The sequence below is a fragment of the Knoellia tibetensis genome (assembly GCF_048606415.1).
GTDB lineage: Bacteria > Actinomycetota > Actinomycetes > Actinomycetales > Dermatophilaceae > Knoellia > Knoellia tibetensis.
On record NZ_JBMBWF010000001.1, the window covers coordinates 1,063,628 to 1,090,589 of the forward strand.

Here is a 26,962-nt window from a genome sequence, read left to right on the forward strand (position 1 = left end):
CACCGGGAAGGCGCCGAAACCCGCCTTCCGCGGTGGTCCTGGCGCAATAAGACGGACGTATGCCGGCCGCCCACCTCCGCGGTCAGGGCGCGGCAGCCCCCGCGACCTCGCGCGCCCCGACGCCGCTCAGCTCGGGAAGGGCGGCGACGAGGTCGGCGAGCTCGGGCGTCGCCTCGGCCTCGGCGACCGCCGAGGCGAGCGCCCGGTCGTGCACCGGCCGAGCCTTGCGCAGCAGGGCACGCCCCGCCGGCGTCAGTTCGGTATAGATCCCCCGCCGGTCGTCGGCGCAGAGGATGCGGGTGAGCAGCCCGCGCTGCTCGAGCCGGTTGACGAGGCGCGTCGAGGCGCTCGGCGACAGGGCCGCCGCGCGGGCCAGCTGCGACATGCGCATGTGCCAGCCGTCCTGGCGCGACAGCGAGTCGAGGACGCTGAACTCGACGACCGAGAGCTCGTGGCCGTCCTGCAGTGCCCGCTCGAGCGCGGACTCGATGAGCTGGTGCAGGGCGGCCAGCCGTCGCCAGCCCTGCGACCGGACCTGCACGGCGTCGTCGGAGATACCCATGAGCCCATCATAGCGTTTTGCAATATCCCGCGCATGCAACTAACGTTCCACCGGTAGTTGCACACGCGCTATATCTCCATCAGGAAGGATCAGCCGGTGGCCACCACCCTCGCTTCGCCCACCCGCTCCGACGCCTCGGCGCCGACCTCGTCACGACTTCCGCTCGGTCTGCTCGCCCTCGCCGTCGGCGGGTTCGGCATCGGGCTCACCGAGTTCGTCATCGCCGGGCTCCTCCCTGAGGTCGCCCGCGACTTCGCCGTCAGCGAGACCGCCGCCGGCTGGTTCATCTCCGGCTATGCCCTCAGCGTCGCCGTCGGCGGCGTGGCCCTCACGCTCGCCGCCGCCCGACTGCCCCGCAAGCAGGTCCTGCTCGGCCTCATGGTGCTCTTCATCGTCGGCAACCTTCTCTCGGCGGTGGGCACGTCCTACGCCGTGATGATGGCCGGCCGCGTCATCGCCGCGCTCTGCCACGGCGCCTTCTTCGGCATCGGCTCCGTCGTCGCGGCCGGCCTCGTCAGCAAGGAGAAGGCCGCGAGCGCCATCGCCCTCATGTTCGCCGGACTCACGACGGCCAACGTCCTCGGCGTCCCGCTCGGCACGCTGCTCGGGCAGGCCTTCGGGTGGCGCTCGACCTTCTGGGCCATCACCGTGATCGGCGTGCTCGCCCTCGTCGCGCTCGCCACCCTCGTCCCCGCCTCGGTCAACGACGCCGGGACGGCCGACGAGAGCCAGCCGGCCGGCATACGCCACGAGCTGTCCGCCTTCGCCAACCGGCAGGTGTGGTTCTCGCTGCTCGTCACGGTCCTCGGCTTCGGCGGGATGTTCGGCGCGTTCACCTACATCGCGTTCACGCTCACCGAGGTGTCCGGATTCGCCAGCAGCTCCGTGCCATGGCTGCTCATCCTCTTCGGCGTCGGCCTCTTCGTCGGCAACCTCCTCGGCGGCCGCGCGGCCAACCGGTCGGTCCCGCGCACCCTGGTCGTCGTCCTCGCCGCCCTCACCGTCGTCATGGTCGGGTTCGCCCTCACCGCCGGGTCGCAGGTCCTTACGATGGTCTCGCTCGTCCTCATGGGCGCCTTCGGGTTCGCGACCGTCCCGGGTCTCCAGCTGCGAATCATGTCGTATGCCGGCTCCGCACCGACGCTCGCCAGCGGAGCCAACATCGCCGCCTTCAACGTCGGCAACGCCCTCGGCGCGTGGCTCGGCGGTGTGACCATCGCGGCGGGACTCGGCTACGTCTCGACGATCTGGGCGGGCGCCGCCATGGCCGCCGCCGCCCTCGTCACTCTGCTCGTCGCGGAGCGGCTGCGGAGCTGAGCGCGGCCGTCAGAGCGGAGGGCCGCCGGCCGATAGACTGGACACCAGGTGAGCCGGGAAGTCTGGTCGGCAACGACGCCACCGACCCCGAAAGGGCCCCATGATCTCCCCCGCCGCACGCGACCGGCTCTTCCGCCGCCCGAGCTGGACCGAGTCCCAGACCGTCGCGAAGGCCCTCCGGACCGAGACGGTCGGCGGCGCGATCCTGCTCGTCGCTGCGCTGGCCGCTCTCCTCTGGGCGAACTCGCCCTGGCGCGAGGCGTATGCCGGCCTCCGCGACCTCCGCGTCGGCTACGAGCCATGGCACCTTGAACTGACCCTGGGCCACTGGGCGGCTGATGGTCTCCTCGCGATCTTCTTCTTCGTGGCCGGGCTCGAGCTCAAGCGCGAGTTCCTCGTCGGCGACCTGCGCACGCCGGCCAAGGCCGCGGTGCCGGTCGTCGCTGCGGCGGCGGGCGTGGTCGTGCCGGCCGTGCTCTTCACCGCGACGGTGCTGGTGGCCGGCGACACGTCCGAGGCGTTGCGCGGGTGGGCCATCCCCACCGCGACCGACATCGCCTTCGCCCTGGCCGTGCTCGCCGTCATCGGATCGCACCTGCCGTCCGGTCTGCGCTCGTTCCTGCTCACCCTTGCCGTCGTCGACGACCTCATCGCCATCACGATCATCGCGATCTTCTACACCGAGGGGCTCGAGGTCGTGCCGCTGCTGCTGGCGCTCGTGCCGTTGGCCGCCTTCGCGTTCCTCGCGCAGCGCCGCATCGTCGTGTGGTGGCTGCTCGTCCCGCTGGCGTTCGCCACGTGGACGCTCGTCCACGCCTCGGGCATCCACGCGACCGTCGCCGGGGTGCTGCTGGGCCTCGTGGTCCCGGTCAAGGCGCGGGCAGCCGTTCCGTCCATCTCGACCCTGCCGGCCGAGGCCGACGTCGCCCACCGGCTAGAGCACCGGCTGCGGCCGCTGTCGGCTGGGTTCGCCGTGCCGGTCTTCGCGTTCTTCGCATCGGGGGTGACGGTCGTCGGAGGTGGCGCAGGTGCGGCGCTGCGCGACCCGGTGGCCGTCGGCATCGTCGTCGGGCTCGTGGTCGGCAAGCTCGTCGGCGTGCTCGGCAGCACCTACCTCATGGCGAGGTTCACCAGAGCAAGGCTCGACGACGACCTCTCGTGGACCGACGTCGTCGGCCTGGCCCTGCTCACCGGAGTCGGGTTCACGGTGTCGCTGCTCGTGGGTGAACTGGCGTTCGGCGCAGGCTCCGAACGCGACGAGCACGCCAAGCTCGCGGTCATGGCCGGCTCGCTCCTCGCCGCCGTCCTCGCGTCGGCCGTCCTGCGGCGGCGCAACGCGGTCTATCGACGAATCGCCCTCGAGGACAGCGTCGACGACGACGGCGACGGTGTGCCGGACGCCTTTCAGCGCGGTTCGGGTGCGGACGGGACGGGTCGCACCCACGGGACTGGGTAAGGTCGGGGTCAGTCGCACCCCTCCCGATCTGCGAAGGTGAGCAGCATGACAACCGGAACCGGACCCGAGCGGACCATAGGCCAGCTCGTCGCGGACGCCACGCACGACGTGCAGGGCATCGTCCGCAGCGAGATCGCCCTGGCCAAGGCCGAGGTGTCCGCCGGCGCCAAGGTCATGGGCAAGGGCGCCGGCCTTCTCGGCGGCGCCGCGTTCGTCGGCCTCATCGGCCTGATCTTCCTCTTCCACACCCTGGCGCACGTGATCGGGATCTGGCTGCCCCTATGGGCCGGCTACGGCATCACGACGCTGCTCATGTTCGTCATCGCCGCCGTCCTCGGGCTGCTCGGCAAGAGGGCGCTCGAGAAGGCGAAGCCGGCACCGAGCCGCGCCATCGCCGAGGCGCAGCAGACGATCGCCACCCTCAAGTCCTGACGCGCTCACCTGTCCGACTTCTTGCGACGTGGCGAAGTCGCTCGCTCCCCTCGCGACTCTGCCACGTCGCAAGAAGTCGTGGGTAGGGGTCAGGTGCGCTTGCGCATCCAGTCCGAGAGGACGTGCTCGGGGATCGGCCGCTCGACCTTGGCGTCCCACGGCTCGCTCAGCCCGGCCAGGTCGAAGACCGCACCGAGCAGCAGTGCGGTGAACCCCCACACGAAGAAGCCACCGGCCTCGAAGCCCGGGCCGCGGTAGCCCGACGGGTGCGCCACGGTGAACCGGCGAGCCGGGTCGAGCAGCTCGGCGACCGGGACCCGCTCGACCCGCTCGACCTCGCCGGGGTCGACGACGCTCACGGGCCCCGGGGACGGCCACCAGCCGAGCACCGGCGTCACCGCGTTGCCGCTCGGGGTCAGGAAGAGCTCGGGCATCGCACCGACGACGTCGACGCTCGCCGGGACGACCCCGACCTCCTCCTCCGCCTCGCGCAGCGCGGCCTCCACCGGTCCTGCGTCGGTCGGGTCCACCCGGCCGCCGGGGAAGGACACCTGTCCCGGGTGGGCGCGCAGGTCACGCGAACGCGAGGTGAGCACGACGTCGGAGCCGCCGTCCGCGGTGGGTCCGAAGAGCATGAGCACCGCCGAGCGGCGGTCGACCTCGTCGGGCGGGGCGAAGGTCGTGAAGGCGGCCGGGCGCTCCTCGGCGATCGCCGTGAGGACCCGCGCCATCCAGTCGGGACGTGGAGCGCTCACGCAGTCTCCTCCACGCGCTCGCCGGGGAGCGGCCCCGGCGGCGGGTCGGGCAGGACGGCGCCGGGCGCCAGCTCGTACTTGAGGAGCGTGAGCGCCTTGACCGGGTCGGTCTCGCCCTCGCCGTAGGACGGGCACCACCGGGCGACGGGGCACGCCCCGCACGCCGGTCGGCGGGCGTGGCAGGTGCGCCGGCCGTGGAAGATGAGGACGTGGCTGAGCATGACCCAGTCCTTGCGCGGGAAGAGCGCGCCGATCTCGTGCTCGACCTTGACCGGGTCGGTCTCCTCGGTCCAGCCGAAGCGCCGGGCGAGCCGCCCGAAGTGGGTGTCGACGGTGATGCCGGGGACGCCGAAGGCGTTGCCGAGGACGACGTTGGCGGTCTTGCGGCCCACACCCGGCAGGGTGACGAGGTCCTTGAGCCGGGCCGGCACCTCGCCGCCGTAGCGGTCGACGAGCGCCTGGCTCAGCGTGATGACCGAGTTGGTCTTGGCGCGGAAGAAGCCGGTCGGCTTGAGCACCTCCTCCATCTCGGTGCGGTCGGCGGCGGCGAGCGCCTCTGCGGTCGGCCAGCGGGAGAAGAGGACGGGCGTCACCTTGTTGACGGTGACGTCCGTCGTCTGCGCCGAGAGCACGGTGGCGAGGAGCAGCTGGAGCGGCGTCTCGAAGTCGAGCTCGGCGTGCGCGTAGGGATAGCGGTCGACGAGCGCGCGATAGGTCCTGCGGGCCCGGCGGGTACGGGCGACGGGTGACTCTGCGGCATACGAGGAGGGGTGGGCAGGCACGCACGCCAGCCTACGGCGCGGCACCGACGGTGACCCTGCCCTCGTCACCCTCCCGGGCGAGCAGGGGCATGGCACACTGTGCCCCGTGGATCACGACATCGTGCGCAAGGCTCCGTTGTTCGCTGCTCTCGACGAGGAGACGGCGGCCAGCCTCATCGCGTCCATGACCGCGCAGCACATGGAGCGCGGCGACGTCCTCTTCCACGAGGGCGACCCGGGTGACCGGCTCTACGTCATCGGCGAGGGCAAGATCAAGCTCGGCCGCTCCTCCGCCGACGGTCGCGAGAACCTCCTCGCGATCCTCGGCCCGGGTGAGATGTTCGGCGAGCTCAGCCTCTTCGACCCGGGGCCGCGCACCGCCACGGCCACCGCGGTCGCCGAGACGCAGATCGTCGGGCTCACCCACGAGCAGCTCAAGACCTTCCTCGCCGAGCGCCCCGGCGTTGCCGCGACCCTCCTCGCCGCGCTCGCCCGTCGCCTGCGCCGCACCAACGAGTCGCTCGCCGACCTCGTCTTCACCGACGTCCCCGGTCGCGTGGCCAAGGCCCTCATCGACCTCTCCGACCGCTTCGGCCGACCGGTCGAGGGCGGTGTCATGGTGAGCCACGACCTCACCCAGGAGGAGCTCGCGCAGCTCGTCGGCGCCTCGCGCGAGACGGTCAACAAGGCGCTCGCCGACTTCGCGACCCGCGGCTGGCTCAAGCTCGAGGCACGTGCCGTCCTCGTCCAGGACATGGAGCGGCTCCAGCGCCGCGCGCGCTGACGCTCACCCCACGCCGAGGTAGTCGAGCTGGGCGCGGATGCTCATCCGCGCGGCCGGCCACACCTCCTGCGGCACGTCCGCATAGACACGCGTGAGCACGCCCTCGACGGGGTCGGCCTCCTGGGCCGCGCCGTCGACGAGGGCCTGACGCACCTGCTCGAGCCGCTCCTGCCGGTGGGTCCGGTAGAACGCGACCATCGCCTTGGCGTCCGGGACAACCGGACCGTGGCCGGGGAGGATGCGGGTCACCTCCCCGTTGCCCGTGAGTTCGGCAATGCGTTCCAACGACGAGAGGTATGCCGCGAGCTCACCGTCCGGGTGCGCCACCACCGTGGTGCCCCGCCCCAGGACGGTGTCACCGGTGAGCAGGGCGTGGTCGGCCGGAAGGGCGAAGGACACCGAGTCGCTCGTGTGGCCCGGCGTCGCGACGACACGGACCTCCAGGCCGCCGGCCCTGACGACCGAGCCGTCGGCGAGGTCGTCGTGACCGCGACCGACCGCGCGGATCCGGCTGCCGGTGAGCTCGGCGAAGCGCGGTGCCGCCTCGGCGTGGTCGTGGTGACCGTGGGTGAGGATCGTCTCGGTGACGCGGGCGCCGGCGGTGGTGACGATCTCGACGACCCGCGCGAGGTGACCCTCGTCGAGGGGGCCGGGGTCGATGACGACGGCCTCGGTGCTGCCGGGCTCGAGCAGGACCCACGTGTTCGTTCCGTCGAGCGTCATCGGGCCCGGGTTGGGCGCGAGGACGCAGTGCGCCCGCTCGGTGACCTGCCCGCCCGCCCACGCCTGCTCAGTCATGCCCCCACCCTGCCACCGAGCCGCCGCCTGGCCGTGGTCACCGCGCGCGGCAACCACCCGGAGCCACGCCGGATCTGTGCGTGCGGGTGTGCTGCGAGAGGCCCTTTGCCGCGCAGGGTGCTCGGCTGTGGAGAACTCGACGGCCGTGCAGGGCCGCTCGGCCACCATGTCAGCGTGACCGTGGGCATGACGACCGAGCGGCTCGGAGGATGGGCGACCTGGCGAGAGCTGCGCCGCAGCCACCCCCGTCGCACGATCGAGCGCGCACTACGCGACGGGACACTCGCCAAGGTCGGACACAACCGCTACACGCTCCCGGGCACGGTCGAGGCCACACGCGAGGCGATACGGCTAGGCGGCCATCTCAGCCACGTGAGCGCCGCACTGCACCACGGCTGGAAGGTCAAGGCCGTCCCCGAGGTCACGTGGGTCACGCTTCCCCGCACCCGGGGCGCGCTGCGGACGTCCACCCTTGGCGTGCACGTCCATCGCAGCGACCTGCCCGACGCCACTTCACGCGCACGAGTGACCAGCCCGCTGCGCACGGTCCTCGACTGTGCAAGAGTCCTGCCGTTCGACGAGGCCCTGACCGTCGCGGACTCCGCGCTCCGCTCGGGCAAGGTGGACCGGCACGAGCTGCGACTGGCCGGCGCTTCGGCGCGTGGACCGGGCTCGGCGCAGGTGCGGCGGGTTGCCGAACATGCCGACGGCCGGGCCGCAAATCCCCTCGAGTCTGTGCTCCGCGCCCTCGCCATCGAGGTTGGACTGTCCCTGACGCCGCAGCTCGAGGTGGCCGAGTCCGGTGTCTACGCACGGGTCGATCTGGGCAACGAGGAGCTCCAGCTCATCCTGGAGGCCGAGGGCTACGAGACGCACGGCACCCGCAAGGGGCTCAGGCGGGACTGCCGCCGCCACACCGACTTCGCCGTCCATGGCTGGACCTCGATGCGCTATGCGTACGAGCACGTGATGTTCGAGCAGGACTGGGTGAGGTGGTCGCTCGCAGCATGGCTCGCTCGACACACTGGTGCACCCACGCCCGCTCGTCCCCGGACCGTAGTTCGGCGAGCCGCCTGAGCACCACGCGCGGCAACCGGCGCTGACAGAGGAGAGCTCGGCCCCTGTCGAGCACGAGCCGATGCTCGTGGCCCGGCTATGCCGCGCATGGTGCTCGCCGGCGGTGCAGTCCAGACCGGGTCGGCGGATCAGGGGATGTCGGAGCGCATGACGAGGCGGTCGCCGAGGTCGACGAGCTCGGGCGACACGGCGGTCAGGACGGGGCGGTCGGCGAGGAACTCCTCCACCGTCGCGAACGCGTCCAGCTGCTCGAGCATGACGACCGTCGGGGGCAGCATCACGGCAGAACCCTCCGCGTATGCCGTGAGCAGACGACGTGGGAGCACCCACGCGTCGTGGTCGGTCTCGCCCGACTCGCCGAGGGCGCTCTGGCCGTGCGGCATGGGTGCCGCGAAGAACCACGTGTCGAAACGGCGCTTCTCGAAGGGCGGGGTGATCCAGTGCGCCCGGGGCACGAGGTCGGCCACCGAGAGCCGGAGGCCACACTCCTCCTCGACCTCGCGGACGGCCGCGGCGAGCAGCGGCGCGGCAGCGGAAGGAGCGACGTCCATCGCGCGAGCGGCCTCGACGACGACCTCGGGGTCGAGCTCAGCCTCCGCGTCCTCGCGGTCGACGCCGCCACCGGGGAAGACGTACATCGACGGCGCGAACGCCATCGTCGAGACCCGCCGCTGGACGAAGACGGCCGGGCCTTCGTCGGTGTCACGGACGACGAGGACGGTGGACGCGCCCCGGGGAACCAGCGGCTCCCCGGGGGACGCGAGCCAGGCGCGCGCGTTCGCGACCCACGCGTCGGAGCGCGGAGCCTCGAACTCGCGCAACGGCATACGAGGGGAAGGTCTCGTCAGTCGGCGACGTGGACGATGATCTCGACCTCGACGGGGGCGTCGAGGGGAAGGACGGCGACGCCGACGGCCGAGCGGGCATGCACGCCCTTGTCGCCGAAGGCCTTGCCGAGCAGCTCACTGGCGCCGTTGATGACGCCCGGCTGGCCGGTGAAGGCGGGGTCGGAGGCGACGAAGCCGACGACCTTGACGACGCGCTCGACCTTGTCGAGGTCACCGACGACCGACTTCACGGCCGCGATCGCGTTGAGGGCGCAGACCTGCGCGAGCTCCTTGGCGCGGTCGGGCGACACCAGGCCCTCACCCTCCGTGCCCACTTTGCCCGTGTCGGCGAGCTGGCCCGACACCATCGGGAGCTGGCCGGAGGTGAAGATGCGCGAGCCGTCCCGGACGGCCGGGACGTAGGCGGCCACCGGGGCGGCCACCTCGGGCACGGTCAGGCCCAGCTCGGCGAGGCGGTCCTCGACTGCACTCATGGTCAGGCTCCCTTCGGACGCTTGAGGTAGGCCACGAGGCCGTTGCCATCCGGGCCGGGGACGACCTGGACGAGCTCCCAGCCGTCCTCGCCCCACTGGTCGAGGATCTGCTTCGTCGCATGGATCATGAGCGGCACCGTCGCGTACTCCCACTTCTGCATGCGGCCCACCCTAGTGCGGCCCACCGTAGGCTGGCACCGTGCCCTCCTCCCACCACCCGGACCTCCCTGCGGCCCGGCTGCACGTCGTGACCGGCAAGGGTGGGGTCGGCAAGACGACGGTTGCGTCCGCCCTCGCGCTCGCCCTCGCCAGCACCGGCAAGAGGGTGCTCGTCGCCGAGGTCGAGGGCCGACAGGGCCTCTCGCAGACCTTCGACGTCCCGCCCCTCGGCTCTGAGGAGGTCCGGCTCGTCTCGCACCCGAGCGGTGGCGAGCTCTGGGGCCTGTCGGTCGACGCCAAGGCCGCGCTGCTCGAGTACCTCCAGCTCTTCTACAAGCTCGGTCGCGCCGGGTCGGCCCTCGAGAAGGTCGGGGCCATCGACTTCGCGACGACGATCGCGCCCGGGGTACGCGACGTCCTCCTCATCGGCAAGATCTACGAGGCCGCCGGCCGGCGCAAGGGTGGGCGCGGGTCCAAGGGCGGCGGTCTGCACTACGACGCCGTCGTCCTCGACGCCCCGCCCACCGGTCGCGCAGTGCGCTTCCTCAACGTCAACGCCGGTGTCGCCGACGTCGCCCGGATGGGGCCGATCAAGTCGCAGGCCGACTCGATCACGCGGATGCTGCGCGACCCCCGCACCCTCGTGCACATGGTGACGCTGCTCGAGGAGATGCCGGTGCAGGAGAGCCTCGACGGCCTGCGCGACCTCGCCGACGTCGGCCTCCACATCGGCGCCATCATCGTCAACCAGGTGCGCGAGCCCCGGCTCTCCCCCGAGAACCTCCGGGCGCTCGAGGACTCCGACGACGCGCTCGACGAGCTCCTGCGCGACGAGCTCACCGAGGCCGGGCTGCGCCCGACGAACCCCATGGTTCAGGGCCTCGCCCAGGAGGGCCGCGACCACGCGCTGCGGCTCGAGCTCCAGTCGGAGATGGCCCTCGACATCGCGGAGGCAGGTCCGCCGGTCATCGAGCTGCCCGCCCTCCCTGACGGGGTCGAGGACGGCGGCGTCGCCGTGCTCACCGACGAGCTGCTCGCGCAGGGGGTGGCGTGATGCCGTCACGCGGCAGCGCTCCCTCCCACGAGTCCCTCGACGTCGACGCCCTGCTCGCCGACGACGGCGTCGGCATCATCGTCTGCTGCGGGAGCGGCGGCGTCGGCAAGACGACGACCGCCGCGGCGCTCGGCATCCGTGCGGCCGAGGCCGGGCGCAAGGTCGTCGTCCTCACCATCGACCCCGCTCGACGGCTCGCCCAGTCGCTCGGACTCACCGAGCTCGACAACACCCCTCGCCCCGTGGCCGGCGTCGACACCTCGGCGGGTGGCTCGCTCGACGCGATGATGCTCGACATGAAGCGGACCTTCGACGAGGTCGTCGAGGCCCACGCAACCCCCGACAAGGCCGCCCAGATCCTCGAGAACCCCTTCTACCAGGCGGTGTCGAGCAGCTTCGCCGGGACGCAGGAGTACATGGCGATGGAGAAGCTCGGCCAGCTGCGCACCCAGGCCGAGCGCGACGGCACGTGGGACCTCATCGTCGTCGACACTCCTCCCTCGCGGTCTGCGCTCGACTTCCTCGACGCGCCCAAGCGGCTCGGGTCGTTCCTCGACGGGCGCTTCGTCCGCCTCCTCATGGCGCCAGCCAAGGCGGGTGGCAGGGCCTACCTCAAGGTCTTCAGTGTCGGGGTCGACCTCGCCCAGCGCACCCTGAGCCGGGTCCTCGGCGGCCAGATGCTCCAGGACGTCCAGACCTTCGTCGCCGCACTCGACACGATGTTCGGCGGGTTCCGCGAGCGGGCCGACGTCACCTACGCCCTGCTCAAGAAGGACACGACCGCCTTCGTCGTCATCGCCTCCCCCGACCGAGACGCGTTGCGCGAGGCTGCCTTCTTCGTCGACCGCCTGGGGCAGGAACGTATGCCGCTCGCGGGCGTCGTCGTCAACCGTCTCCAGTCGCTCGGGGCTGCCGCACTGTCGGCCGCACGCGCCGAGGACGCCCTCGACCAGCTCACCGAGGAGGGCAAGGAGGACTCCCTCACCGCCGCCCTGCTCTCGCTGCACGTCGACCTCGCTTCGACGGCCGCGAGGCAGCACGCGTTCGTGTCGCGCTTCGCCGCGTCGCACCCCCACGTGCCGCTGACGACGGTCCCGGCCTCGGCCACGGACGTCCACGACCTCGACGGCCTGCGCGAGATCGGTGCAGCCCTCGCGGGCTGACGACCCGCGCCCGGGCAAGCGAATGCCGGGCCGGCCACGAAGGGCGCCGACCCGGCATACGGGAAGCAGGTGGTCAGCCCTGTGCGCGGGCGATGACCGTCTTGGTGAGGACGTCGCGCCAGGAGCGGACGTCGGGGTGGCGGCGCAGCAGGGCGCGGCGCTCACGCTCGGTCATGCCGCCCCAGACGCCGAACTCGGTCTTGTTGTCGAGGGCGTCGGCGAGGCAGTCGAGTGCGACGGGGCAACCGCGGCACACGATCTTGGCGGTGCGCTGCTCCTTGCCCTGTACGAAGAGTGCGTCCGGGTCGGTGCCCACGCAGGTTCCGCGGGTGGACCAGTCGGCTGGAGCGGTCGAGGTGATGGCAGGAGCTGTGATCGTCATGCGAGTGTCCCTTGGCTGGGCCATTCCCTCCCGAATGGCGTTACCGGAAAACTAGGGAGTAGCGGGGACCTGCGCTATGACCAATTTGGGGACTAGTCATATGGTTCATAGTAACTAGTCACTTCCTAGGCAGTTTCCGCAACATGTGAGGTCATGGGCCTGCGGCGCTGCGACGGGGGGCGCACATGTTGCCGCGTTACCCTGCGGGCATGGAAGGTCGCGCCCACAACCTGCCCCACGTGCTTCGACTGCTGCTGGGGCTCGTCGTCCTGAGCACCCTCATGGGGCTGCTCATGGCCGGCATCGCCATCCCCGCGATCGGCGCCGGCGGCAGTGCCACGACGAGTGGCGTCAAGGCCTTCAACGACCTCCCGAGCGAGTTCTCGGTCTCGCCGCTCGCGCAGCAGTCCAAGATCCTCACGGCCGACAACAAGCTCATCGCCAACCCCTACGACGAGAACCGCATCATCGTCAGCCTCGACAAGATCTCGCCGTGGATGCAGAAGGCGCAGATCGCCATCGAGGACTCCCGCTTCTACGAGCACGGCGGCCTCGACGTCCGCGGCTTCACCCGCGCGATGGTGTCGAACTTCTCGAGTGGCGACGTCCAGGGCGCGTCGACCCTCACCCAGCAGTACGTCAAGATCACGCTCCAGGAGAACGCCCTGCGTCGAGACGACAAGGAGGCCGCCAAGGCCGCCGTCGCCAAGACCTACACGCGCAAGCTGCAGGAGCTCAAGTACGCCCTCGACGTCGAGCGCAACTACACCAAGGAGCAGATCCTCGCGGGCTACCTCAACCTCGTCTACTACGGCGACCAGGCCTACGGCGTCGAGGCGGCCGCGCAGAACTACTTCGGCGTGAGCTCGAGCAAGCTCACCCTCGTCCAGTCGGCACTGCTCGCGGGCATCGTCCAGCAGCCGACGAAGTACAACCCGGTCCTCAACCCCAAGAACTCGCAGGCGCGCCGCAACGCCGTCCTCGACCGCATGCAGGCGCTCGGCATGGCCAGCGCGGCCGAGGTGGCCGCCGCCAAGAAGGTCCCGGTCGCCGACATGCTCGGCAACCGCAAGCCGCCGAAGGGTGTCTGCCAGCGCTCGAGCGAGCCGTTCTTCTGCGCCTACATGATGGAGTACCTCCAGAAGTCGCCGCAGATGGCCGTCCTCGGCAAGACTCCGGCGGAGCGCCTCAAGAACATCAACCAGGGCGGACTGACGATCAAGACGACGCTCGACAGCAGGCTGCAGGCGTCGACGCTCAAGGCCCTCACCGACGCCGTCCCGGTCGGCAACAAGAGCAACCTCGGCGCCGCCTCGACCGTCATCGAGCCCGGCACCGGCAAGGTCCTCGCGATGGCGCAGGCCACCGACTTCGGTGACAGCCAGCTCAACCTCAACGTCGACCAGCGCTACGGCGGCAGCCAGTACGGCTACCAGTTCGGCTCTACGGCCAAGACCTACGCGCTCGTCGCCGCCCTCGAGTCGGGCATGCCGCTCGACGGCACCATCGACGCACCCTCCGCGTCGCCCGACGACCCGCACTTCTTCGACCCGAAGGAGATGAAGGACCGGTGCAACGCCGACAAGCCGTGGGAGGTCGAGAACGACTACCGCAGTGGCGGTGAGATGAGCCTGGCCAAGGCGACCGCCGAGTCCATCAACACCGCGTTCGGCCAGCTCGTCATCGACCTCGGAGGCTGCAAGGTCCACGAGGTCATGGGCCGCATGGGCGTCCACCAGGGCGACGGCAAGCCGATCAACACCTCGATCTCCTCGATCACCCTCGGCGCCGGCACGATGACGCCGATGACGGCGGCGTCGTCCTACGCCACCCTCGCCGCCCGCGGCAAGTTCTGCGAGCCGACCCCGATCGCCGCGATCACGACGTCGAACGGCAAGGTCATCAAGGTGCCGCCGACGACGTGCAAGCAGGTCGTGCGCGCCGACGTCGCCGACGGTGTCAACCTGCTCCTCCAGGGTCCGCTCAAGGACCGCCGCGGCACCGCCGAGGGCGTCTGGGACGTCACCAAGCGTCCCGCCGCCGGCAAGACGGGCACGACGAACAACCACAACCAGTCGTGGTTCATCGGCTACACCCCTCAGCGTGCGGCCGCCGTCTGGGTCGGGAACGTCAAGGTGGCGCGAGCCAACGGCCAGCTGCTCACGCTCAACGGCAAGTGCTTCAACACGTACGGCTGCAAGCGCAGCGTGTTCGGTGGCACCATCGCCGGACCGGTGTGGGCCGACATCATGACGGCCGCGACGAACGGCCTGCCCGTGGTGCAGTTCACGCCGCCGTCGAGCGCCATCCTCAACGGCAACTACGTGCCGATCCCCGACGTCGCCGGCGACAGCATCGGCGACGCCACCGACACGCTCGAGGCCGCGGGCTTCAAGGTCCGGGTCGGCAGCCGCGTCGACAGCACGATCCGTGAGGGACGCGTCGCGCGCACCAGCCCGGGGACCAAGGCGATGAAGGGCGGCACCGTCACGCTGCTCATCTCTCGCGGCTACTCCTCGCCGGTCCGCTCGACATCCCAGCAGTCGCGACCCGTCGTGATCGAACCCACGAGGACGACCACCGGGCCGACGCCCAAGGTGAAGCCGACGAAGCCGCCCAAGCGGCCCTGAGACGCGCCCGAGGCGGCACGAAGGGCGCCGACCGAACCCGTCCGGGTCGGTCGGCGCCCTTCGTCGTCGTGGTGCCGGGTGGAGCCGCTCGCACGGGCTCAGCCGGCTCAGCCGGCTCAGCCGGCTCAGCCGGCTCAGCCGGGTCAGCCGGCTCAGCCGGGTCAGCAGACTCAGCCGGCGAGGACCTGCTTGACGATCGCGGCCACCCGGCCGCCGTCGGCGCGCCCGGCGATCTCGCCCTGCGCGACCTTCATGACGTGACCCATCTGCGCCATCCCGCTCGCGCCGGTGGACTCGACGGCCGAGCGCACGATGCGCTCGAGCTCGGCGTCGTCGAGCTGCTTCGGCAGGTAGCCCTCGAGGACGGCCAGCTCGGCGTCCTCGGTCTCGGCGAGCTCGGCGCGACCGGCGTTGGTGTATGCCGTCGACGCCTCCTTGCGCTTCTTGGCCTCCTTGGCGATGACCTTGAGGACCTCGTCGTCACTCAGCTCCTTGGCCTCGTCACCGGCCACCTCGGCGTTGGTGATCGCGGTGAGCGTCATGCGCAGCGTCCCCGAGCGGACCTTGTCCTTGCTCCGGATCGCGTCGTGCAGGTCGCCCTGGAGCCTGCCCTTGAGAGTCGTGTCGGTCATGCCCCCAAGTCTCGCACCCGGCGTCAACCGGGATACTGGCCCGATGACCTCGACGACCGGGACCGCCCTGACGACCCTCGCCGGCGTGGCCGCCACGGGGGTCGCCTGCGTCGCCTACGCAGCCCTCGTGGAACGCAACTGGTTCACCCTGCGGGAGGCCACGGTGCCCGTCCTGCCTCCCGGTTCGGACCCGGTCAAGGTGCTCCAGGTGAGCGACCTCCACCTCACGCCGGGACAGCGTCGCAAGATCGACTGGGTGCGCGACCTCGCCTCTCTCGCACCGGACTTCGTCGTAAACTCCGGTGACAACCTCGCCCACGTCGAGGCGGTTCCCCCTCTCCTGCGGGCCATGGAGCCGCTCATGGACTACCCGGGCGCGTTCGTCCTCGGCTCCAACGACCGGTACGCCCCCGTGCGCAAGAACCCGGCCCTCTACCTCACCCGGCACCACGCCCGCCCGCCCAGGATCGTGCGCGAGGACCTCCCCGTCGACGAGCTCGTCACGGGGCTCGTGGCCGGCGGCTGGTCGGACCTCGACAACGCCCGGACGACGGTCGACATGGGTGGTCACCGCGTCGAGCTCGTGGGCGTCGACGACCCGCACATCGACAGGGACCGGTATGCCGGTGTGTCCGGTCCCGCCGCCCCAGACGTCGCGCTCACCCTCGGTCTCGTCCACGCGCCCTACCAGCGCGTCCTCGACGCGATGGCGGCCGACGGCGCCGGGCTCATCCTCGCCGGGCACACCCACGGCGGCCAGCTCGCTGTCCCGCTCTACGGCGCCCTCGTCACCAACTGCGACCTCGACCGGGGCCGCGCCAAGGGCCTGTCGCGCTGGTGGCCGGGTGCGGGCGGCACGGCACCCGCGCAACCGGACGACGCGGCATACCTGCACGTCTCGGCCGGTCTCGGAACCTCGCCCTATGCGCCGGTGCGCTTCGCGTGCCGTCCGGAGGCCACGCTCCTCACGCTCGTCGGTCGCTGATCCGACGGCGTTCCCGGAACCGATTTCGGGACGGACGGGAGCGTCAGTTATCCTCTGGTGTCGCTGCCTGCGAGGGCGGCGGAGTGTCACGGGGTGTGGCGCAGCTTGGTAGCGCGCTTCGTTCGGGACGAAGAGGTCGCAGGTTCAAATCCTGTCACCCCGACACATCTGCGAAGGGCCGCCGGTCGAGGACCGGCGGCCCTTCGCCGTCTCAGCCGATCGGCGTCGGCTGCGTCGAGGCCTCCTCGGGCAGCCCGTCGTTCCAGTAGTCGAAGGTCTGGGTCACCCAGAAGACCGCGAACGAGACGAGCAGCACGACCTCGACCCAGAGCACCCACTCGTCCGGGGTTCCGCCGCCGAGGAACTGGTCGACGACGGTGAGGACGATCGCCACGGCGAAGGTGACGGCCATGACGCCGGCGACGACGGCATACGTCATCCGGTAGGACTTCGCCTCCCGGCTCGGCTTCCGCCCCGGTATGCCGTCCCGCCGCCTCGACGCGTGCCGTGCGTTGACGAACGCCACCGCGGTGATGAGTCCGAAGAGCGGCACCGCCGCGCCGAAGTGCGCCGCGTCGAGGAACGAGTCCCGGGCCAAGCGGAACCAGAGGACGAAGGCGACGAAGACGGCGGCGGCGAGGAAGAAGCCGATCCGGGTCGCCCGCGACGACTGCCGCCGCCCGATGACGATCCAGGCGCCGAGACCGAGGCCGAGCGCTCCCAGGGCGACGAGGCCCCAGACGTTGTTGACGACGGACGGGACGAACTCGGGCGGCACCGAGCACCGGCCCTCCGGGTCGCACGGCGCCCCACCCGCGCCGCGCGGTGTCGGCACGAAGGCGACGACCGGCGCCAGCATGCCCGCGATGTTGAGGGCGGTGTCCTCGAACCCGCGCCGGCCGACGATCGCGACGAGGCTGATGCCGATGGCCACGAGGGCGCCGACGAAGACGCTGCGCGCGGGCGTGTAGTAGTAGGCGCTGATCGAGCCGAGGTGCCGGTTGACCTCGGCTCCGCCGAGCCGTTCGGCCCACACGCAGAAGAGGAGCAGGACGACGAGCCCAACGAGGCTGAGCCGGAGGTAGCGGTAGGTCCGGACCGACGCGCTGGCCCTGACCCTCGGAGGGGTGATGGCCCCGGTCTTGAGTCCGGCCCCGGCCCCGGCACCGGCTCCGGCCGGTGTGGCCGCCGCCGGACGGGGGGTGTCGGGCAGCTGGGCTGACAGGTTGCTCATGGCGCGCTCCTCTCGACGACACCAGTGTGTCGCTGGGAAGGAGGCGTGAGAAGGCCGCGAGATACGCGTCGGGGGGACGTCTGCCGGTCCGTGGTTCGTCATCGGTCGGACAGGCGGCCCGCCTGCTCCTACCCTCGAAGGATGGCCCAGCGCGCCGACCCGCCCACGAGCGTGCGCAACGCGGCCGAGGCGGTCGCCCTCCACGGCGCCCTCGGCTCGGCCTACCTCGCCGGCATGTGGGTCGGCGACCCGCTCGCGGACGCCTGCGCGGACGAGGCGACCCGCATCGGTCGTGGTCGCTTCATGCGGCTGTTGCGGCAGGCGCTCGCCGAGGGCATCGACGCGGTGCCCGACGCGCCAGAGAGCCTCGTCGCCCTCTTCGCGCAGCTCGACGACGTGCCCGAGTGGGTCGACCTGCCCGCGATCGACGCGGGGGTCCGCGACCTCGCGCGCTACAGCCGCGAGACCGGCATCGTCCTCGGCGCGGCCTCACTCCTCGTGGGCTATGCGAACCCGACCGCCTCGCGTCCGCTGGAGATGACCGGCCGCTACGTCGAGAGCGCCGGGATGCGCACCATCGAGGTCGCCACGTGGCTCCGTGCCGTCACGAGACCCGGTGGGTTGCACCGGTTCTCCCCCGGCTTCGAGCGCACCGTCCGTGTGCGGATGATCCACGCCTTCGTGCGCCGCCACCTCCGTGACGACCCGGCCTGGGACCTCGACGCCTGGGGCGAGCCGATCTCGCAGGCCCACCTCGCCTACACCGTCGACGAGTTCTGCCTCATCGTCATCCGGGCGCTGGCCCGCGTCGGGGTGCACTTCCGCCCCCATGAGATCGCCGACGGCCACTACGCGCGGTGGCGCTACATCGGATACCTGCTCGGCATCGCTCCCGAGCTGTTGCCCGCGACGCAGGCCGACCAGGAGGCCCTCGAGGAGCTGCACCTCCTGACGCGTCCGCCCGTCGAGGACTTCTGCCGGGCGCTCGTGCGCGGCATCAACGCCGAGTTCCTCGTGCCCGAGCTCGACCTCCTCCTCGGACCACTGCGACGGTGGTCGCCCACCACCGTGCACGGCCTCGAGCGGCTCTTCCTCGGCGACGACATCGCCGACGACCTGGGGGTGCCGCCCTCCAAGGTGGGGCCCGTCGTCGCCGCGCTCGGCCGACCGCTCGGTGTGCTCAACCGGGCGATGGACCACTCGCCCGCGCTCGTCGAGTGGCGGCGCCGTCGCGGTGACGCCTACGTCGACCGGCAGGACGTGCGGCTGCGCACGACCTACGGGGTGACCCACGAGATGGTCGACGACTCCCCGTCGTCGGGTGCGCCGCACCCCGCCCGTGTCCGCGTGTGACGCGCACGAGATGGCGTCCTGCTCGGGTCAGACCTGACCGACCGACTCGCGCAGCTCGGTGAACCACGGCACCGAGGCGTCGAAGGCCTTGCCGCCGGCGATCCGGGGGAACTCGACGGCCCGCAGCTCGTCGCCACGCTCCTCGTCCTCGCCGACGACGCCCGACTCGCCCCGCAGGGCGGCGTCGACGGCGTAGTCGGTGCAGCGACGGATGAGCGCGAGGTCCTCGTCGTTGGCCGCGGCCGACCTCGAGAAGTAGCCGGACTTCTGCACCATGACCTTCTCGGCGCCGAGCCGCTCGGCGAACTGCTTGCCGAACCACGCACCCGGATTGACCTTGTCGAGCTGGACGTGACCGAACGGGTCGACCGGCACCTCCTGGCCCGCGGCCTCGAGCTCAGCGACGACCTCGCTCACGCCGGCGCCTTCGGAGAGGAAGATGTTGACGCAGCCGATCTCGTCCATGACCGCCCTGAGCCGCGCACTCTCACCGGCGAGGTCGATCGGTGACTCGGGCACGAAGACGGCGTGGACGTCCCAGCGGCGGGAGTCGAGCCCGATGCCGGGCAGCCACTCCTGCTCGGCCACCCACGCGTGGTGGCGGCGGGCGGTCTCGGCGGTGAGCCAGCCGCAGTGACGGCCCATGACCTCGTGGATGATGAGCATCCGCGGGTTCGAGGAGTGCTCGGCGAGGACGTTGCGGGCGAAGAGCGCGCCCTGCTCGGCGGCCGTCCACGCACCGAGGGACTGGCGGATCGGGATGACGTCGTTGTCGATCGTCTTGGGCAGTCCGACGACCGTGAGTGGGTAGTCGTTGCTCGCGAGGTAGGCCGCGAGGTCGGCCGCGGTGGTGTTGGTGTCGTCGCCACCGATGGTGTGGAGCACGTCGACGCCGTCCGCGGTGAGCTGCTCGGCGGCGACGTGCAGCGGGTCCTGACCCTCCTGCACGAGGCCGCGCTTGACGCAGTCGGCGACGTTGGTGAGCTTGACCCGGCTGTTGCCGATCGGTGAGCCACCGAAGCGGTGGAGCAGTGCGGCACCCTCACGCACCTCGGGCGTCACCTCGACCGAGCGGCCGGTGAGGAGGCCGGCATACCCGTTCTGGTAGGCGATGATCCGCACGTCGGGAGCGATCTCGGTGTAGCGCTCGATCAGCCCGCCGACGGCGGACGAGAGACAGGGCGCGAGGCCACCGGCGGTGAGCAGGGCAACGGTCTGGACAGCCATGGCCCCAGTCTCTCAGTGTGACCGGCAGCACAGTCATTGAGTGACCGAACCGTGGACGCCCGTCAGTCGCAGGGGCGCATGACCGTCGGCGGCGGGTCCTTGCGGACCGCGGCCGGCTTCGGGAGCTCGGCGGCCGGCGTGACCTCCTCGAAGAGGTTGCCGAGCACGACGTCGATGACCATGTTGTCGCGCGGGACCTCGCGCAGGACGGCGCCCTTGATCTGCCGGGCCACCTGCGCTGCGGCGAGGTCGGCGTCGGGTCCGTGGCGGATGACGGCGACATCGTTGGGCAGGAAGGACTGGTCGGGGTCGTTGCCCTGCTTGCCGCCCTTGAACCCGCGGGCGGTGAGCTCGGCCATCGCCGCCTTGGCGAGGCCGGGCTTCCACGTCGCGTTGTAGACGTTGACCGTGTAGGAGCTCTTGGCCGGCGGCTTCGGCGGCGGGCCGGGGAGCAGGCCGGCCCAGTCGGCGCCGAGGACGAAGGAGATGGAGGTGCCCGCGCGCCCGTCGAACTCGAGCTCGGCTCCGTCGACGTTCTGGGCGGCGAGGAGGGCCTGGTCGAGCCCGTCCTTGCCGTGGTAGATCCGCACCGGCGCCTTGACATAGAGGGTGCGGGGGGCGGTCGAGGCCTCGACGACGGTGAACCCACGGCGGGTGAGGTCCTTGGCCACCTGGTGCGCGGCGCCGTTCTGGCCCGAGGTGTTGAGCACCTTGACGTGGAACGACCCCGTCGCCGGCGCGAGCACCTTGACCGGCTCGCAGGCCGGCGCGGCCGGCTCGCTCGACATGAGGCCCGTGCCGTATGCCGTGGCGATGCTCGCGGTGCCGAGCAGGAGTGCCGGGATGGTGATGAAGGCGGCGAGGTGGCGGAACTGGTAGCGACGCCAGATCTGGTCGTCGGTCAGCTCCTCCTGGGTGCGGGCGCGCTCGAGGAGCTCGCGGTGGACCGTGTCCCGCGTGAGGCCCAGCCCGCGGCGGGCGAGGTCACGGGCGGCGTGACCGGTCCGTGAGCTCAGCGACGTGGGCTCGGACGACGAACCCGACGACGACCTCCTGCTCCCGAACACGGCCACTCCTTCCCAGTCGACCCGTACGACGCCACTTCCCGACGCCGTACGCAGATTTCACCACGAGTCACAGCAGTCACATGCGTAACACGCCCACTTCGTCACCAACCCGAGACCGGAGCACCCCTTCCGCCCCGGCAGGCGCACCATGGCACGTCGAGGTGACCCCTGTCTGACCGGCAGGTCACGCCCGGGTCAAGGCTCGCGAGAATGCCTGGGGCGCAGCGCTGCTCGCCCAGACGACCGCCCGGCCCTCAGAGGGTGGCGGCGACGAGCTCGGCCGTCTGGAGCATGTTGAGCGCCGCGCCCTTGCGCAGGTTGTCGCCGCAGACGAAGAGGTCGAGCGTCCGTGGGAAGTCGATGGCCTGCCGCATGCGTCCGACGAACCGCGGGTCCGCGCCGACGATGTCGACCGGCGTCGGGAAGTCGCCGTTCTCGGGGTCGTCCATGACGACGACGGCCGGTGCCTCGACGAGCGCCTGACGGGCCTTGTCGACCTGGATCGACTTGGCGAAGGTCGCGTGCACCGACACCGAGTGCGTCGAGACCACGGGGACGCGCACGCACGTCGCCGAGACGCGCAGGTCGGGCATGCCGAGGATCTTGCGCGTCTCCTGACGGATCTTGGACTCCTCCGAGCTCCAGCCGTCGCCGACGTGCGAGCCCGCGAAGGGGAGGACGTTGAGCGCGAGGGGCCCGCCGAAGAGGCTGGGCCCGAGCTCGTGCTCGATGGTCCGGCGCACGTCGCCCGGGCTCATCCCGAGCTCGCGCTTGCCACCGACGACAGCCATCTCGTCGTGGAGGCGCGACATGCCCGCGCGCCCGAGCCCGGAGGCGGCCTGGAAGCTCGTGACGACGAGCTCGGTGAGCTCCCACTGGGCGTGGAGCACGGCGAGCACGTCGATCATCGTCATGACGGTGGCGCCGGGGTTGGCGATGATGCCGCGGGGGCGCTCGCTCACTGCCTCGGGGTTGATCTCGGGGACGACGAGCGGCACCTGCGGGTCGCGCCGGAAGGTCGGGCTGTTGTCGATGACGACGGCACCGCGCTCGACGGCCACACCGGCCCACTCGGCGGAGATCTCCGGCGGGATGTCGACGACGGCGATGTCCACGCCGTCGAAGAACTCGGGGGTCAGGGCCTCGATGGTGAGCTCTTCGCCGGCCACACGGCATACGGAACCGACGTCCTCGGCACCGGCGGCGAGGCGGACGTCGCCCCAGACGTGGCGGCGTACGGGAAGGACGTCACGGACGACGGTGCCGACGGCGCCGGTGGCCCCGACGATGGCGAGGGTGGGCGCAGGTGGTGTCACGGTGCTCCTGGCTCGGTTGCGGCGCGGCTCAGCGGCCCGTGCCGGCGTAGACGACCGCCTCGCCGTCCTCGGAGTCGAGGCCGAAGGCGGTGTGCACGGCCCGGACGGCGTCGTCGAGGAGCTCGCTGCGGGTCACCACCGAGATCCGGATCTCGGAGGTCGAGATCATCTCGATGTTGACGCCCGCGTCCGCCAGCGCGCGGAAGAAGGTCGCGGAGACACCCGGGTTGGAGCGCATGCCGGCGCCGACGAGCGAGAGCTTGCCAATCTGGTCGTCGTACTGCAGGCCGCTGAACCCGACCGCGGCCTGGATGGCGGTGAGCGCCTCCATGGCGCCCTGCCCGTCGGTCTTGGGCAGCGTGAAGGAGATGTCGGTGAGGCCCGTGTCGGTGGCCGAGACGTTCTGGACGATCATGTCGATGTTGGCCTCGGACGCGGCGACAGCCTGGAAGATCTCGGCCGCCTTGCCCTTCTGGTCCGGGACACCGACGACGGTGATCTTGGCCTCGCTGCGGTCGTGCGCGACGCCGGCGATGATCGGGGCTTCCACGGCTTCTCCTTCGGGGCCCTGCTGTCCGGGCTGGTCGGTGACGATCGTGCCCTCCTTCGGCGTGAAGGAGGACCGGACGTGGATCGGGATGTCGTAGCGGCGGGCGTACTCGACGCTGCGCAGGTGCAGCACCTTGGAGCCGCAGGCGGCGAGCTCGAGCATCTCCTCCGCGGAGATGCGGTCGATCTTGCGGGCCTTGGGCACGATGCGCGGGTCGGCGGTGAAGACGCCGTCGACGTCGGTGTAGATCTCGCACACGTCGGCCCCCAGCGCGGCCGCGAGCGCGACGGCGGTCGTGTCGGTGCCGCCGCGACCGAGGGTGGTGATCTCCTTGGTCGTCTGGCTCACGCCCTGGAAGCCGGCGACGATGACGACGTGGCCCTTGTCCAGCGCCTCGCTGATGCGGCCCGGGGTGACGTCGATGATCTTGGCCTTGCCGTGCACCTCGTCGGTGATGACACCGGCCTGGCTCCCGGTGAACGAGCGCGCGCTGATGCCGAGGTCGTGGATCGCCATCGCGACGAGCGCCATGCTGATCCGCTCGCCAGCCGTCATGAGCATGTCGAGCTCGCGCGGCGGCGGCAGTGGGCTGACGTCCTGGGCGAGGTCGAGCAGCTCGTCGGTCGAGTCACCCATCGCGGAGACGGCGACGACGACCTCGTTGCCGGCCTTGCGCGTCTCGGCGATCCGTCGGGCGACCCGCTTGATGCTCTCGGCATCGGCGAGCGAGGAGCCGCCGTACTTCTGGACGACGATGGGCACGGGTACTCCCCTGCGGTGGTCGCGGAGTCTGGTCGGCAGCGAGTCTAACGACGTGCCCGACCGGCCGGACCCACGCCCGTATGCCGGCCCGTCACCGCCCGCTGCCACCTCACCTCCGCCCGCGCGGCCTCAGCGGGCCGCGAGGAGGTCGGCGACCACGACCTGCAGCCGGTCGACCTCGGCCGGTGTGAGGTGGGCGCCGAGGTCGTCGAGGACGTCGGGCACCGAGACCTCACGGAGGTCGGCGTGCTCGGTCGGCCGGTCGGGGCGGCGCACCGAGACACCGTCGAGGCTGAGCGTCGTGACCCGCGACCCGCCGTCGTCGTCGGTGGCGTAGCGCGTGCACATGAGGGTCGACCGGAAGTGGGTGCGCGGGTGGGTGCTCGTCCAGTGGTGCCCCATCTCGACGTCGACGGGCTGCACCGGCAGCGCATCCGCCGTGTGCATGTACTCCCACTCCCCGTGCACGAGTCGGTCGAGCGCCCACGAGCCGGCGCCGACGTCGCGCACGCGGTGCCGCCAGCCGCCCCACACGACCTCTCCCCCGTCGACGAGCGGGACGGGGCCGAGCGGCGGACGGCCGATGCCGGGGTCGACGAGGAGTCGCTGACCGTCGAGGTCGACCACGAGGACGAGGTGGGTGCGCGGGGTCGTCGCGACGTCGCCCACGCGACCGAGGTGACGGGTCACGGCATACCCGAGTCGTTCGAGGACGGCACCGAAGAGGGTTGCGTGCTCGAAGCAGTAGCCGCCGCGTCCGCGGCCGACGAACTTCTCCTGCACCGACTCGAGGCCGACGCCCGGGTGGGTGCCGAGGAGGACGTCGAGGTTGTCGAAGGGGAACGTCAGCGCGTGCGCGAGCTGGAGCCGTGCGAGCGCGTCGACGCCCGGTGCCTCCACGGCGGCGCCTGTGCGCGCGAGGTAGGCGTCGAGGTCGAGGCGGTCGACGGTCCACGGGTCGCTCATGCGCCGATTCCACCACCTCAGGCGCACCCGAGATCCAGCATCGTCGCCGAAGTCCCTGCCGTATGCCGTCTCGCCCCCTACTGTGCTCGGCATGAGTTCCGATGGGGCAGGGGCCGCCGGCGGGATCGTCGTGACCGGGGTGCACCGGGCCTTCGGCGACGTCGTCGCCGTCGACGACATCTCGCTCGTGGCGCGGCCGGGCGAGGTCACCGCGCTCATCGGGCCCAACGGCGCCGGCAAGACGACCCTGCTGCTCATGCTCGCGACGCTGCTCGTGCCCGACCGCGGGTCCATCACCATCGACGGGTTCTCGCCGGTCGACGAGCCCCGTGAGGTGCGCCGCCGCATCGGCTGGATGCCCGACGGGTTCGGGACGTGGGACGCCCTCACGGTGCGCGAGGTGCTCCACACGATCGGTGCGGCGTACGACCTGCCGGCCGGGGAGGCGCGGGCGCGGACCGACGAGGTGCTCGAGCAGGTGCACCTGGCCGACCTCGCCGACCGTCGGGCCCGGGTCCTCTCGCGCGGCCAGAAGCAGCGGCTCGGCATGGCTCGTGCGCTGCTCCACCGGCCGACGACGCTCCTGCTCGACGAGCCCGCCTCCGGCCTCGACCCGCGCAGCCGCATCGAGCTGCGCGACCTCGTGCGCGGTCTCGCCGCCGCCGGCACGACCGTGCTCGTCTCGAGCCACATCCTCACCGAGCTGCAGGAGATGGCCGACCGTGCCGTCATCGTCTCGCGCGGGCGCACTGTCGAGACCCAGTCGGTGGACGGCGCGGCTCCGGTCTCGCGGACGTGGCGGATCTCGGCGCTCGACCGCGAGCGCCTCGTGGCCTTCCTGGGGGAGGCAGGGCTGTCCTGGCGCGGCGCCGGCACGGCCGTCGACGTCGAGCTCGGTGGCGACACCGACGCGGCCGAGCTCCTCGAGAGGCTCGGTGGCAGCGGGGCGCGCGTCACGGCATACGCACCGCTCCACGGTGAGATGGAAGCGGCCTACCTCGCGGCGACGGAGGACCGGCAGTGAACGCGCGGCGGTTGTGGACGGTGGCCCGGCTCGAGCTCGTGCAGCGGCGGAGGACGTCACGCTGGCCGCTCGTGCTCGGTGCGTGGTTCGTCGTCATCGCGCTCGTGACGTTCGCGTCGTGGCGGGCGGTGCGCGAGGCGGAGTTCGCCTCCGGACCCTCGCTCTATGACGTGACGACGTTCTTCGTGCTCATGCTCGGGATGCTCGTCGTGCCCTCGCTCACCGCGACCACGGTCAACGGCGACCGGGAGCACGGTGTGCTCGCCACCCTGCAGACGACGCTCGTCACGTCGTGGGAGCTCGTCCTCGGCAAGCTGCTCGCATCATGGGTCGTCTCGATGTGCTTCCTCGCGACGGCGCTGCCGTTCCTCACGTGGGCCTGGGTGGCGGGCGGGCTCTCGTTCGGGCGGATCCTGCTCTCGCTGCTCGTGCTCGTCGTCGTCCTCGCCGTCGTCGCCGCCGTCGGGCTCATGTTCTCGACCCTCACGGCCCGACCGGTCGCGTCGGCGGTGCTCACCTACCTCTCCCTGGCGGCCCTCGTCTTCGGGACGCTCATCGGCTTCCTCCTCACGGCGGTGCTCCTCACCGACACCGTGACCGTGCGGGTGAACGGCGTGCCGGAGAGCTACTGGGCGTCGTCGGTCGAGCCGCCGGTGACGTCCGGGCCGGGGCCCGATGGTGGCGTGCCCCAGCCGACGCAGGCCGACTGCGAGGAGTTCACCCGGACCGAGGAGGTCTCGCGCACCGACCGGCTCTGGCCGCTGCTCGCGGTCAACCCGTTCGTCGTCGTCGCCGACGCCGCGCCGTCACGCCTCGCGGAGACGGGGACGTTCACCGGCGGGTTCACCCCGATGCGCTGGATCAGCGACGGCGCCCGGGACGCGAAGTCCGGGCCCGGCGGCGGCGGCGTGGTGCGTGACGAGTGCTCGTGGCTGCCGGAGGCGGGCGCCGCCGTCGGGGACGGCGCGGCGAGCGATGCGGCGTTCGAGGCACGCGAGAGGGCGCAGGAGGCCGCCGACCGGGCCCGGCGCGACGCGAACCCGGTGTGGCCGTGGGGGCTCGCCTTCCTCGTGTCGCTCGGGCTGGTCTCGATCGCCGTCGCCGAGCAGCGGGTGCGCACGCCGGTGCGCCGCCTGCCGAGCGGCACCCGCATCGCCTGACCGGTCACGAGATGCCCACGCAGAGCGTGGGACCC

The 26,962-nt window shown here is 71.5% G+C and carries 27 protein-coding genes and 1 tRNA gene; 13 read left to right on the top strand and 15 right to left on the bottom strand.

All coding sequences use genetic code 11. The features are described 5' to 3' along the window. Positions 1-82: 82 nt before the first annotated feature. Complete coding sequence (locus ACOJV7_RS05155; protein WP_420189071.1) at positions 83-562, bottom strand: MarR family winged helix-turn-helix transcriptional regulator; 480 nt, start codon at positions 560-562, stop codon at positions 83-85. A gap of 96 nt (positions 563-658) precedes the next feature. Here ACOJV7_RS05155 and ACOJV7_RS05160 point away from each other — a divergent pair, with 96 nt between their 5' ends. From ACOJV7_RS05160 to ACOJV7_RS05170, 3 genes are all read left to right on the top strand, one after another. Beyond that, positions 659-1,879 carry an MFS transporter gene (locus tag ACOJV7_RS05160; RefSeq protein ID WP_420189072.1) on the top strand — a complete coding sequence of 407 codons (1,221 nt, stop codon included), beginning with the start codon at positions 659-661 and terminating at the stop codon, positions 1,877-1,879. 100 nt (positions 1,880-1,979) lie between these two features. Continuing rightward, positions 1,980-3,335, top strand: a complete 1,356-nt coding sequence (nhaA, locus tag ACOJV7_RS05165) for a Na+/H+ antiporter NhaA (RefSeq protein WP_420189073.1) — start codon at positions 1,980-1,982, stop codon at positions 3,333-3,335. Positions 3,336-3,380: 45 nt separating this feature from the next. Further along, complete coding sequence (locus ACOJV7_RS05170; RefSeq protein ID WP_420189074.1) at positions 3,381-3,767, top strand: phage holin family protein; 387 nt, start codon at positions 3,381-3,383, stop codon at positions 3,765-3,767. Positions 3,768-3,856: 89 nt separating this feature from the next. Here ACOJV7_RS05170 and ACOJV7_RS05175 read toward each other — a convergent pair whose 3' ends face one another. Together ACOJV7_RS05175 and nth are read right to left on the bottom strand one after the other, a co-directional pair. Continuing rightward, positions 3,857-4,522, bottom strand: coding sequence for an NUDIX hydrolase (locus ACOJV7_RS05175; protein ID WP_420189075.1), 666 nt, complete (start codon positions 4,520-4,522; stop codon positions 3,857-3,859). After that, a complete protein-coding gene (nth, locus tag ACOJV7_RS05180) occupies positions 4,519-5,304 on the bottom strand; it encodes an endonuclease III (protein ID WP_420189076.1) in 786 nt (261 codons plus the stop codon). The genes ACOJV7_RS05175 and nth overlap by 4 nt, the downstream gene beginning before the upstream one ends. 85 nt (positions 5,305-5,389) lie before the next feature. On the opposite strand from nth, the gene ACOJV7_RS05185 reads away from it, so the two are divergent. Further along, positions 5,390-6,067, top strand: coding sequence for a Crp/Fnr family transcriptional regulator (locus tag ACOJV7_RS05185; protein WP_035949040.1), 678 nt, complete (start codon positions 5,390-5,392; stop codon positions 6,065-6,067). A 3-nt stretch (positions 6,068-6,070) separates the two neighbouring features. Here the strand turns inward: ACOJV7_RS05185 and ACOJV7_RS05190 are convergent, their stop codons facing one another. Then, complete coding sequence (locus ACOJV7_RS05190) at positions 6,071-6,865, bottom strand: MBL fold metallo-hydrolase (RefSeq protein WP_420189077.1); 795 nt, start codon at positions 6,863-6,865, stop codon at positions 6,071-6,073. Positions 6,866-7,039: 174 nt separating this feature from the next. On the opposite strand from ACOJV7_RS05190, the gene ACOJV7_RS05195 reads away from it, so the two are divergent. Beyond that, positions 7,040-7,942: a hypothetical protein gene (locus ACOJV7_RS05195; RefSeq protein WP_420189078.1), complete on the top strand. Its 903-nt coding sequence runs from the start codon at positions 7,040-7,042 to the stop codon at positions 7,940-7,942. A gap of 128 nt (positions 7,943-8,070) precedes the next feature. Here the strand turns inward: ACOJV7_RS05195 and ACOJV7_RS05200 are convergent, their stop codons facing one another. Genes ACOJV7_RS05200 through ACOJV7_RS05210 form a run of 3 tightly spaced genes read right to left on the bottom strand, consistent with a single transcriptional unit; the run spans position 8,071 to position 9,424 of the window. Beyond that, on the bottom strand, positions 8,071-8,769 hold the full coding sequence (locus tag ACOJV7_RS05200; RefSeq protein WP_420189079.1) for an NUDIX hydrolase: 699 nt from the start codon (positions 8,767-8,769) through the stop codon (positions 8,071-8,073). 17 nt (positions 8,770-8,786) lie between these two features. Further along, complete coding sequence (locus ACOJV7_RS05205) at positions 8,787-9,263, bottom strand: RidA family protein (RefSeq protein WP_420189080.1); 477 nt, start codon at positions 9,261-9,263, stop codon at positions 8,787-8,789. Positions 9,264-9,265: 2 nt separating this feature from the next. Then, positions 9,266-9,424 carry a Sp36 family protein gene (locus ACOJV7_RS05210; RefSeq protein WP_146132895.1) on the bottom strand — a complete coding sequence of 53 codons (159 nt, stop codon included), beginning with the start codon at positions 9,422-9,424 and terminating at the stop codon, positions 9,266-9,268. 38 nt (positions 9,425-9,462) lie between these two features. On the opposite strand from ACOJV7_RS05210, the gene bagA reads away from it, so the two are divergent. Together bagA and bagB are read left to right on the top strand one after the other, a co-directional pair. Further along, positions 9,463-10,476 carry an ATPase BagA gene (bagA, locus tag ACOJV7_RS05215; protein WP_420189081.1) on the top strand — a complete coding sequence of 338 codons (1,014 nt, stop codon included), beginning with the start codon at positions 9,463-9,465 and terminating at the stop codon, positions 10,474-10,476. Beyond that, positions 10,476-11,639: an ArsA family ATPase gene (bagB, locus tag ACOJV7_RS05220; protein WP_420190374.1), complete on the top strand. Its 1,164-nt coding sequence runs from the start codon at positions 10,476-10,478 to the stop codon at positions 11,637-11,639. Before bagA ends, bagB begins: the two co-directional genes overlap by 1 nt. A gap of 73 nt (positions 11,640-11,712) precedes the next feature. Here bagB and ACOJV7_RS05225 read toward each other — a convergent pair whose 3' ends face one another. Beyond that, on the bottom strand, positions 11,713-12,021 hold the full coding sequence (locus ACOJV7_RS05225; RefSeq protein ID WP_420189082.1) for a WhiB family transcriptional regulator: 309 nt from the start codon (positions 12,019-12,021) through the stop codon (positions 11,713-11,715). Between the two features lie 209 nt (positions 12,022-12,230). On the opposite strand from ACOJV7_RS05225, the gene ACOJV7_RS05230 reads away from it, so the two are divergent. After that, the gene (locus ACOJV7_RS05230) at positions 12,231-14,651 is read left to right on the top strand and encodes a transglycosylase domain-containing protein (protein WP_420189083.1); all 2,421 of its coding nucleotides are present in this window, start codon (positions 12,231-12,233) and stop codon (positions 14,649-14,651) included. A 170-nt stretch (positions 14,652-14,821) separates the two neighbouring features. Here the strand turns inward: ACOJV7_RS05230 and ACOJV7_RS05235 are convergent, their stop codons facing one another. Continuing rightward, complete coding sequence (locus tag ACOJV7_RS05235) at positions 14,822-15,283, bottom strand: GatB/YqeY domain-containing protein (protein WP_420189084.1); 462 nt, start codon at positions 15,281-15,283, stop codon at positions 14,822-14,824. A gap of 43 nt (positions 15,284-15,326) precedes the next feature. Here ACOJV7_RS05235 and ACOJV7_RS05240 point away from each other — a divergent pair, with 43 nt between their 5' ends. Continuing rightward, a complete protein-coding gene (locus tag ACOJV7_RS05240) occupies positions 15,327-16,268 on the top strand; it encodes a metallophosphoesterase (protein ID WP_420189085.1) in 942 nt (313 codons plus the stop codon). An 89-nt stretch (positions 16,269-16,357) separates the two neighbouring features. Further along, positions 16,358-16,431: transfer RNA gene (locus tag ACOJV7_RS05245), tRNA-Pro, on the top strand. A gap of 48 nt (positions 16,432-16,479) precedes the next feature. On the opposite strand, the gene ACOJV7_RS05250 is transcribed toward ACOJV7_RS05245, so the two are convergent. After that, a complete protein-coding gene (locus ACOJV7_RS05250; protein ID WP_420189086.1) occupies positions 16,480-17,502 on the bottom strand; it encodes a hypothetical protein in 1,023 nt (340 codons plus the stop codon). A gap of 141 nt (positions 17,503-17,643) precedes the next feature. On the opposite strand from ACOJV7_RS05250, the gene ACOJV7_RS05255 reads away from it, so the two are divergent. Next, complete coding sequence (locus tag ACOJV7_RS05255) at positions 17,644-18,855, top strand: oxygenase MpaB family protein (protein WP_420189087.1); 1,212 nt, start codon at positions 17,644-17,646, stop codon at positions 18,853-18,855. A gap of 27 nt (positions 18,856-18,882) precedes the next feature. On the opposite strand, the gene ACOJV7_RS05260 is transcribed toward ACOJV7_RS05255, so the two are convergent. The 5 genes from ACOJV7_RS05260 to ACOJV7_RS05280 form a co-directional block, all read right to left on the bottom strand. Next, on the bottom strand, positions 18,883-20,082 hold the full coding sequence (locus ACOJV7_RS05260) for a pyrophosphate--fructose-6-phosphate 1-phosphotransferase (RefSeq protein ID WP_420189088.1): 1,200 nt from the start codon (positions 20,080-20,082) through the stop codon (positions 18,883-18,885). 62 nt (positions 20,083-20,144) lie between these two features. Beyond that, on the bottom strand, positions 20,145-21,149 hold the full coding sequence (locus tag ACOJV7_RS05265; protein WP_420189089.1) for a LytR C-terminal domain-containing protein: 1,005 nt from the start codon (positions 21,147-21,149) through the stop codon (positions 20,145-20,147). Positions 21,150-21,403: 254 nt separating this feature from the next. Further along, positions 21,404-22,465: an aspartate-semialdehyde dehydrogenase gene (locus tag ACOJV7_RS05270; RefSeq protein WP_420189090.1), complete on the bottom strand. Its 1,062-nt coding sequence runs from the start codon at positions 22,463-22,465 to the stop codon at positions 21,404-21,406. Between the two features lie 28 nt (positions 22,466-22,493). Next, on the bottom strand, positions 22,494-23,777 hold the full coding sequence (locus tag ACOJV7_RS05275; RefSeq protein ID WP_420189091.1) for an aspartate kinase: 1,284 nt from the start codon (positions 23,775-23,777) through the stop codon (positions 22,494-22,496). 129 nt (positions 23,778-23,906) lie between these two features. Further along, positions 23,907-24,743 carry an arylamine N-acetyltransferase family protein gene (locus ACOJV7_RS05280; protein WP_420189092.1) on the bottom strand — a complete coding sequence of 279 codons (837 nt, stop codon included), beginning with the start codon at positions 24,741-24,743 and terminating at the stop codon, positions 23,907-23,909. A 91-nt stretch (positions 24,744-24,834) separates the two neighbouring features. Here ACOJV7_RS05280 and ACOJV7_RS05285 point away from each other — a divergent pair, with 91 nt between their 5' ends. Next, positions 24,835-25,767, top strand: a complete 933-nt coding sequence (locus ACOJV7_RS05285) for an ABC transporter ATP-binding protein (RefSeq protein WP_420189093.1) — start codon at positions 24,835-24,837, stop codon at positions 25,765-25,767. Beyond that, a complete protein-coding gene (locus ACOJV7_RS05290; protein WP_420189094.1) occupies positions 25,764-26,927 on the top strand; it encodes an ABC transporter permease in 1,164 nt (387 codons plus the stop codon). Before ACOJV7_RS05285 ends, ACOJV7_RS05290 begins: the two co-directional genes overlap by 4 nt. The last annotated feature ends 35 nt before the right edge of the window (positions 26,928-26,962 follow it).

What these genes read in the sequence shown, in the direction of transcription:
- ACOJV7_RS05240 (WP_420189085.1), top strand. Translation starts at nt 15,327, where the DNA reads ATGACCTCGACGACCGGGACCGCCCTGACGACCCTCGCCGGCGTGGCC.
- ACOJV7_RS05200 (WP_420189079.1), bottom strand. Translation starts at nt 8,769, where the DNA reads ATGCCGTTGCGCGAGTTCGAGGCTCCGCGCTCCGACGCGTGGGTCGCG.
- ACOJV7_RS05205 (WP_420189080.1), bottom strand. Translation starts at nt 9,263, where the DNA reads ATGAGTGCAGTCGAGGACCGCCTCGCCGAGCTGGGCCTGACCGTGCCC.
- bagB (WP_420190374.1), top strand. Translation starts at nt 10,476, where the DNA reads ATGCCGTCACGCGGCAGCGCTCCCTCCCACGAGTCCCTCGACGTCGAC.
- ACOJV7_RS05235 (WP_420189084.1), bottom strand. Translation starts at nt 15,283, where the DNA reads ATGACCGACACGACTCTCAAGGGCAGGCTCCAGGGCGACCTGCACGAC.
- ACOJV7_RS05225 (WP_420189082.1), bottom strand. Translation starts at nt 12,021, where the DNA reads ATGACGATCACAGCTCCTGCCATCACCTCGACCGCTCCAGCCGACTGG.
- ACOJV7_RS05190 (WP_420189077.1), bottom strand. Translation starts at nt 6,865, where the DNA reads ATGACTGAGCAGGCGTGGGCGGGCGGGCAGGTCACCGAGCGGGCGCAC.
- ACOJV7_RS05280 (WP_420189092.1), bottom strand. Translation starts at nt 24,743, where the DNA reads ATGAGCGACCCGTGGACCGTCGACCGCCTCGACCTCGACGCCTACCTC.
- nhaA (WP_420189073.1), top strand. Translation starts at nt 1,980, where the DNA reads ATGATCTCCCCCGCCGCACGCGACCGGCTCTTCCGCCGCCCGAGCTGG.
- ACOJV7_RS05210 (WP_146132895.1), bottom strand. Translation starts at nt 9,424, where the DNA reads ATGCAGAAGTGGGAGTACGCGACGGTGCCGCTCATGATCCATGCGACG.
- ACOJV7_RS05155 (WP_420189071.1), bottom strand. Translation starts at nt 562, where the DNA reads ATGGGTATCTCCGACGACGCCGTGCAGGTCCGGTCGCAGGGCTGGCGA.
- ACOJV7_RS05250 (WP_420189086.1), bottom strand. Translation starts at nt 17,502, where the DNA reads ATGAGCAACCTGTCAGCCCAGCTGCCCGACACCCCCCGTCCGGCGGCG.
- ACOJV7_RS05230 (WP_420189083.1), top strand. Translation starts at nt 12,231, where the DNA reads ATGGAAGGTCGCGCCCACAACCTGCCCCACGTGCTTCGACTGCTGCTG.
- ACOJV7_RS05260 (WP_420189088.1), bottom strand. Translation starts at nt 20,082, where the DNA reads ATGGCTGTCCAGACCGTTGCCCTGCTCACCGCCGGTGGCCTCGCGCCC.
- ACOJV7_RS05285 (WP_420189093.1), top strand. Translation starts at nt 24,835, where the DNA reads ATGAGTTCCGATGGGGCAGGGGCCGCCGGCGGGATCGTCGTGACCGGG.
- ACOJV7_RS05255 (WP_420189087.1), top strand. Translation starts at nt 17,644, where the DNA reads ATGGCCCAGCGCGCCGACCCGCCCACGAGCGTGCGCAACGCGGCCGAG.
- ACOJV7_RS05170 (WP_420189074.1), top strand. Translation starts at nt 3,381, where the DNA reads ATGACAACCGGAACCGGACCCGAGCGGACCATAGGCCAGCTCGTCGCG.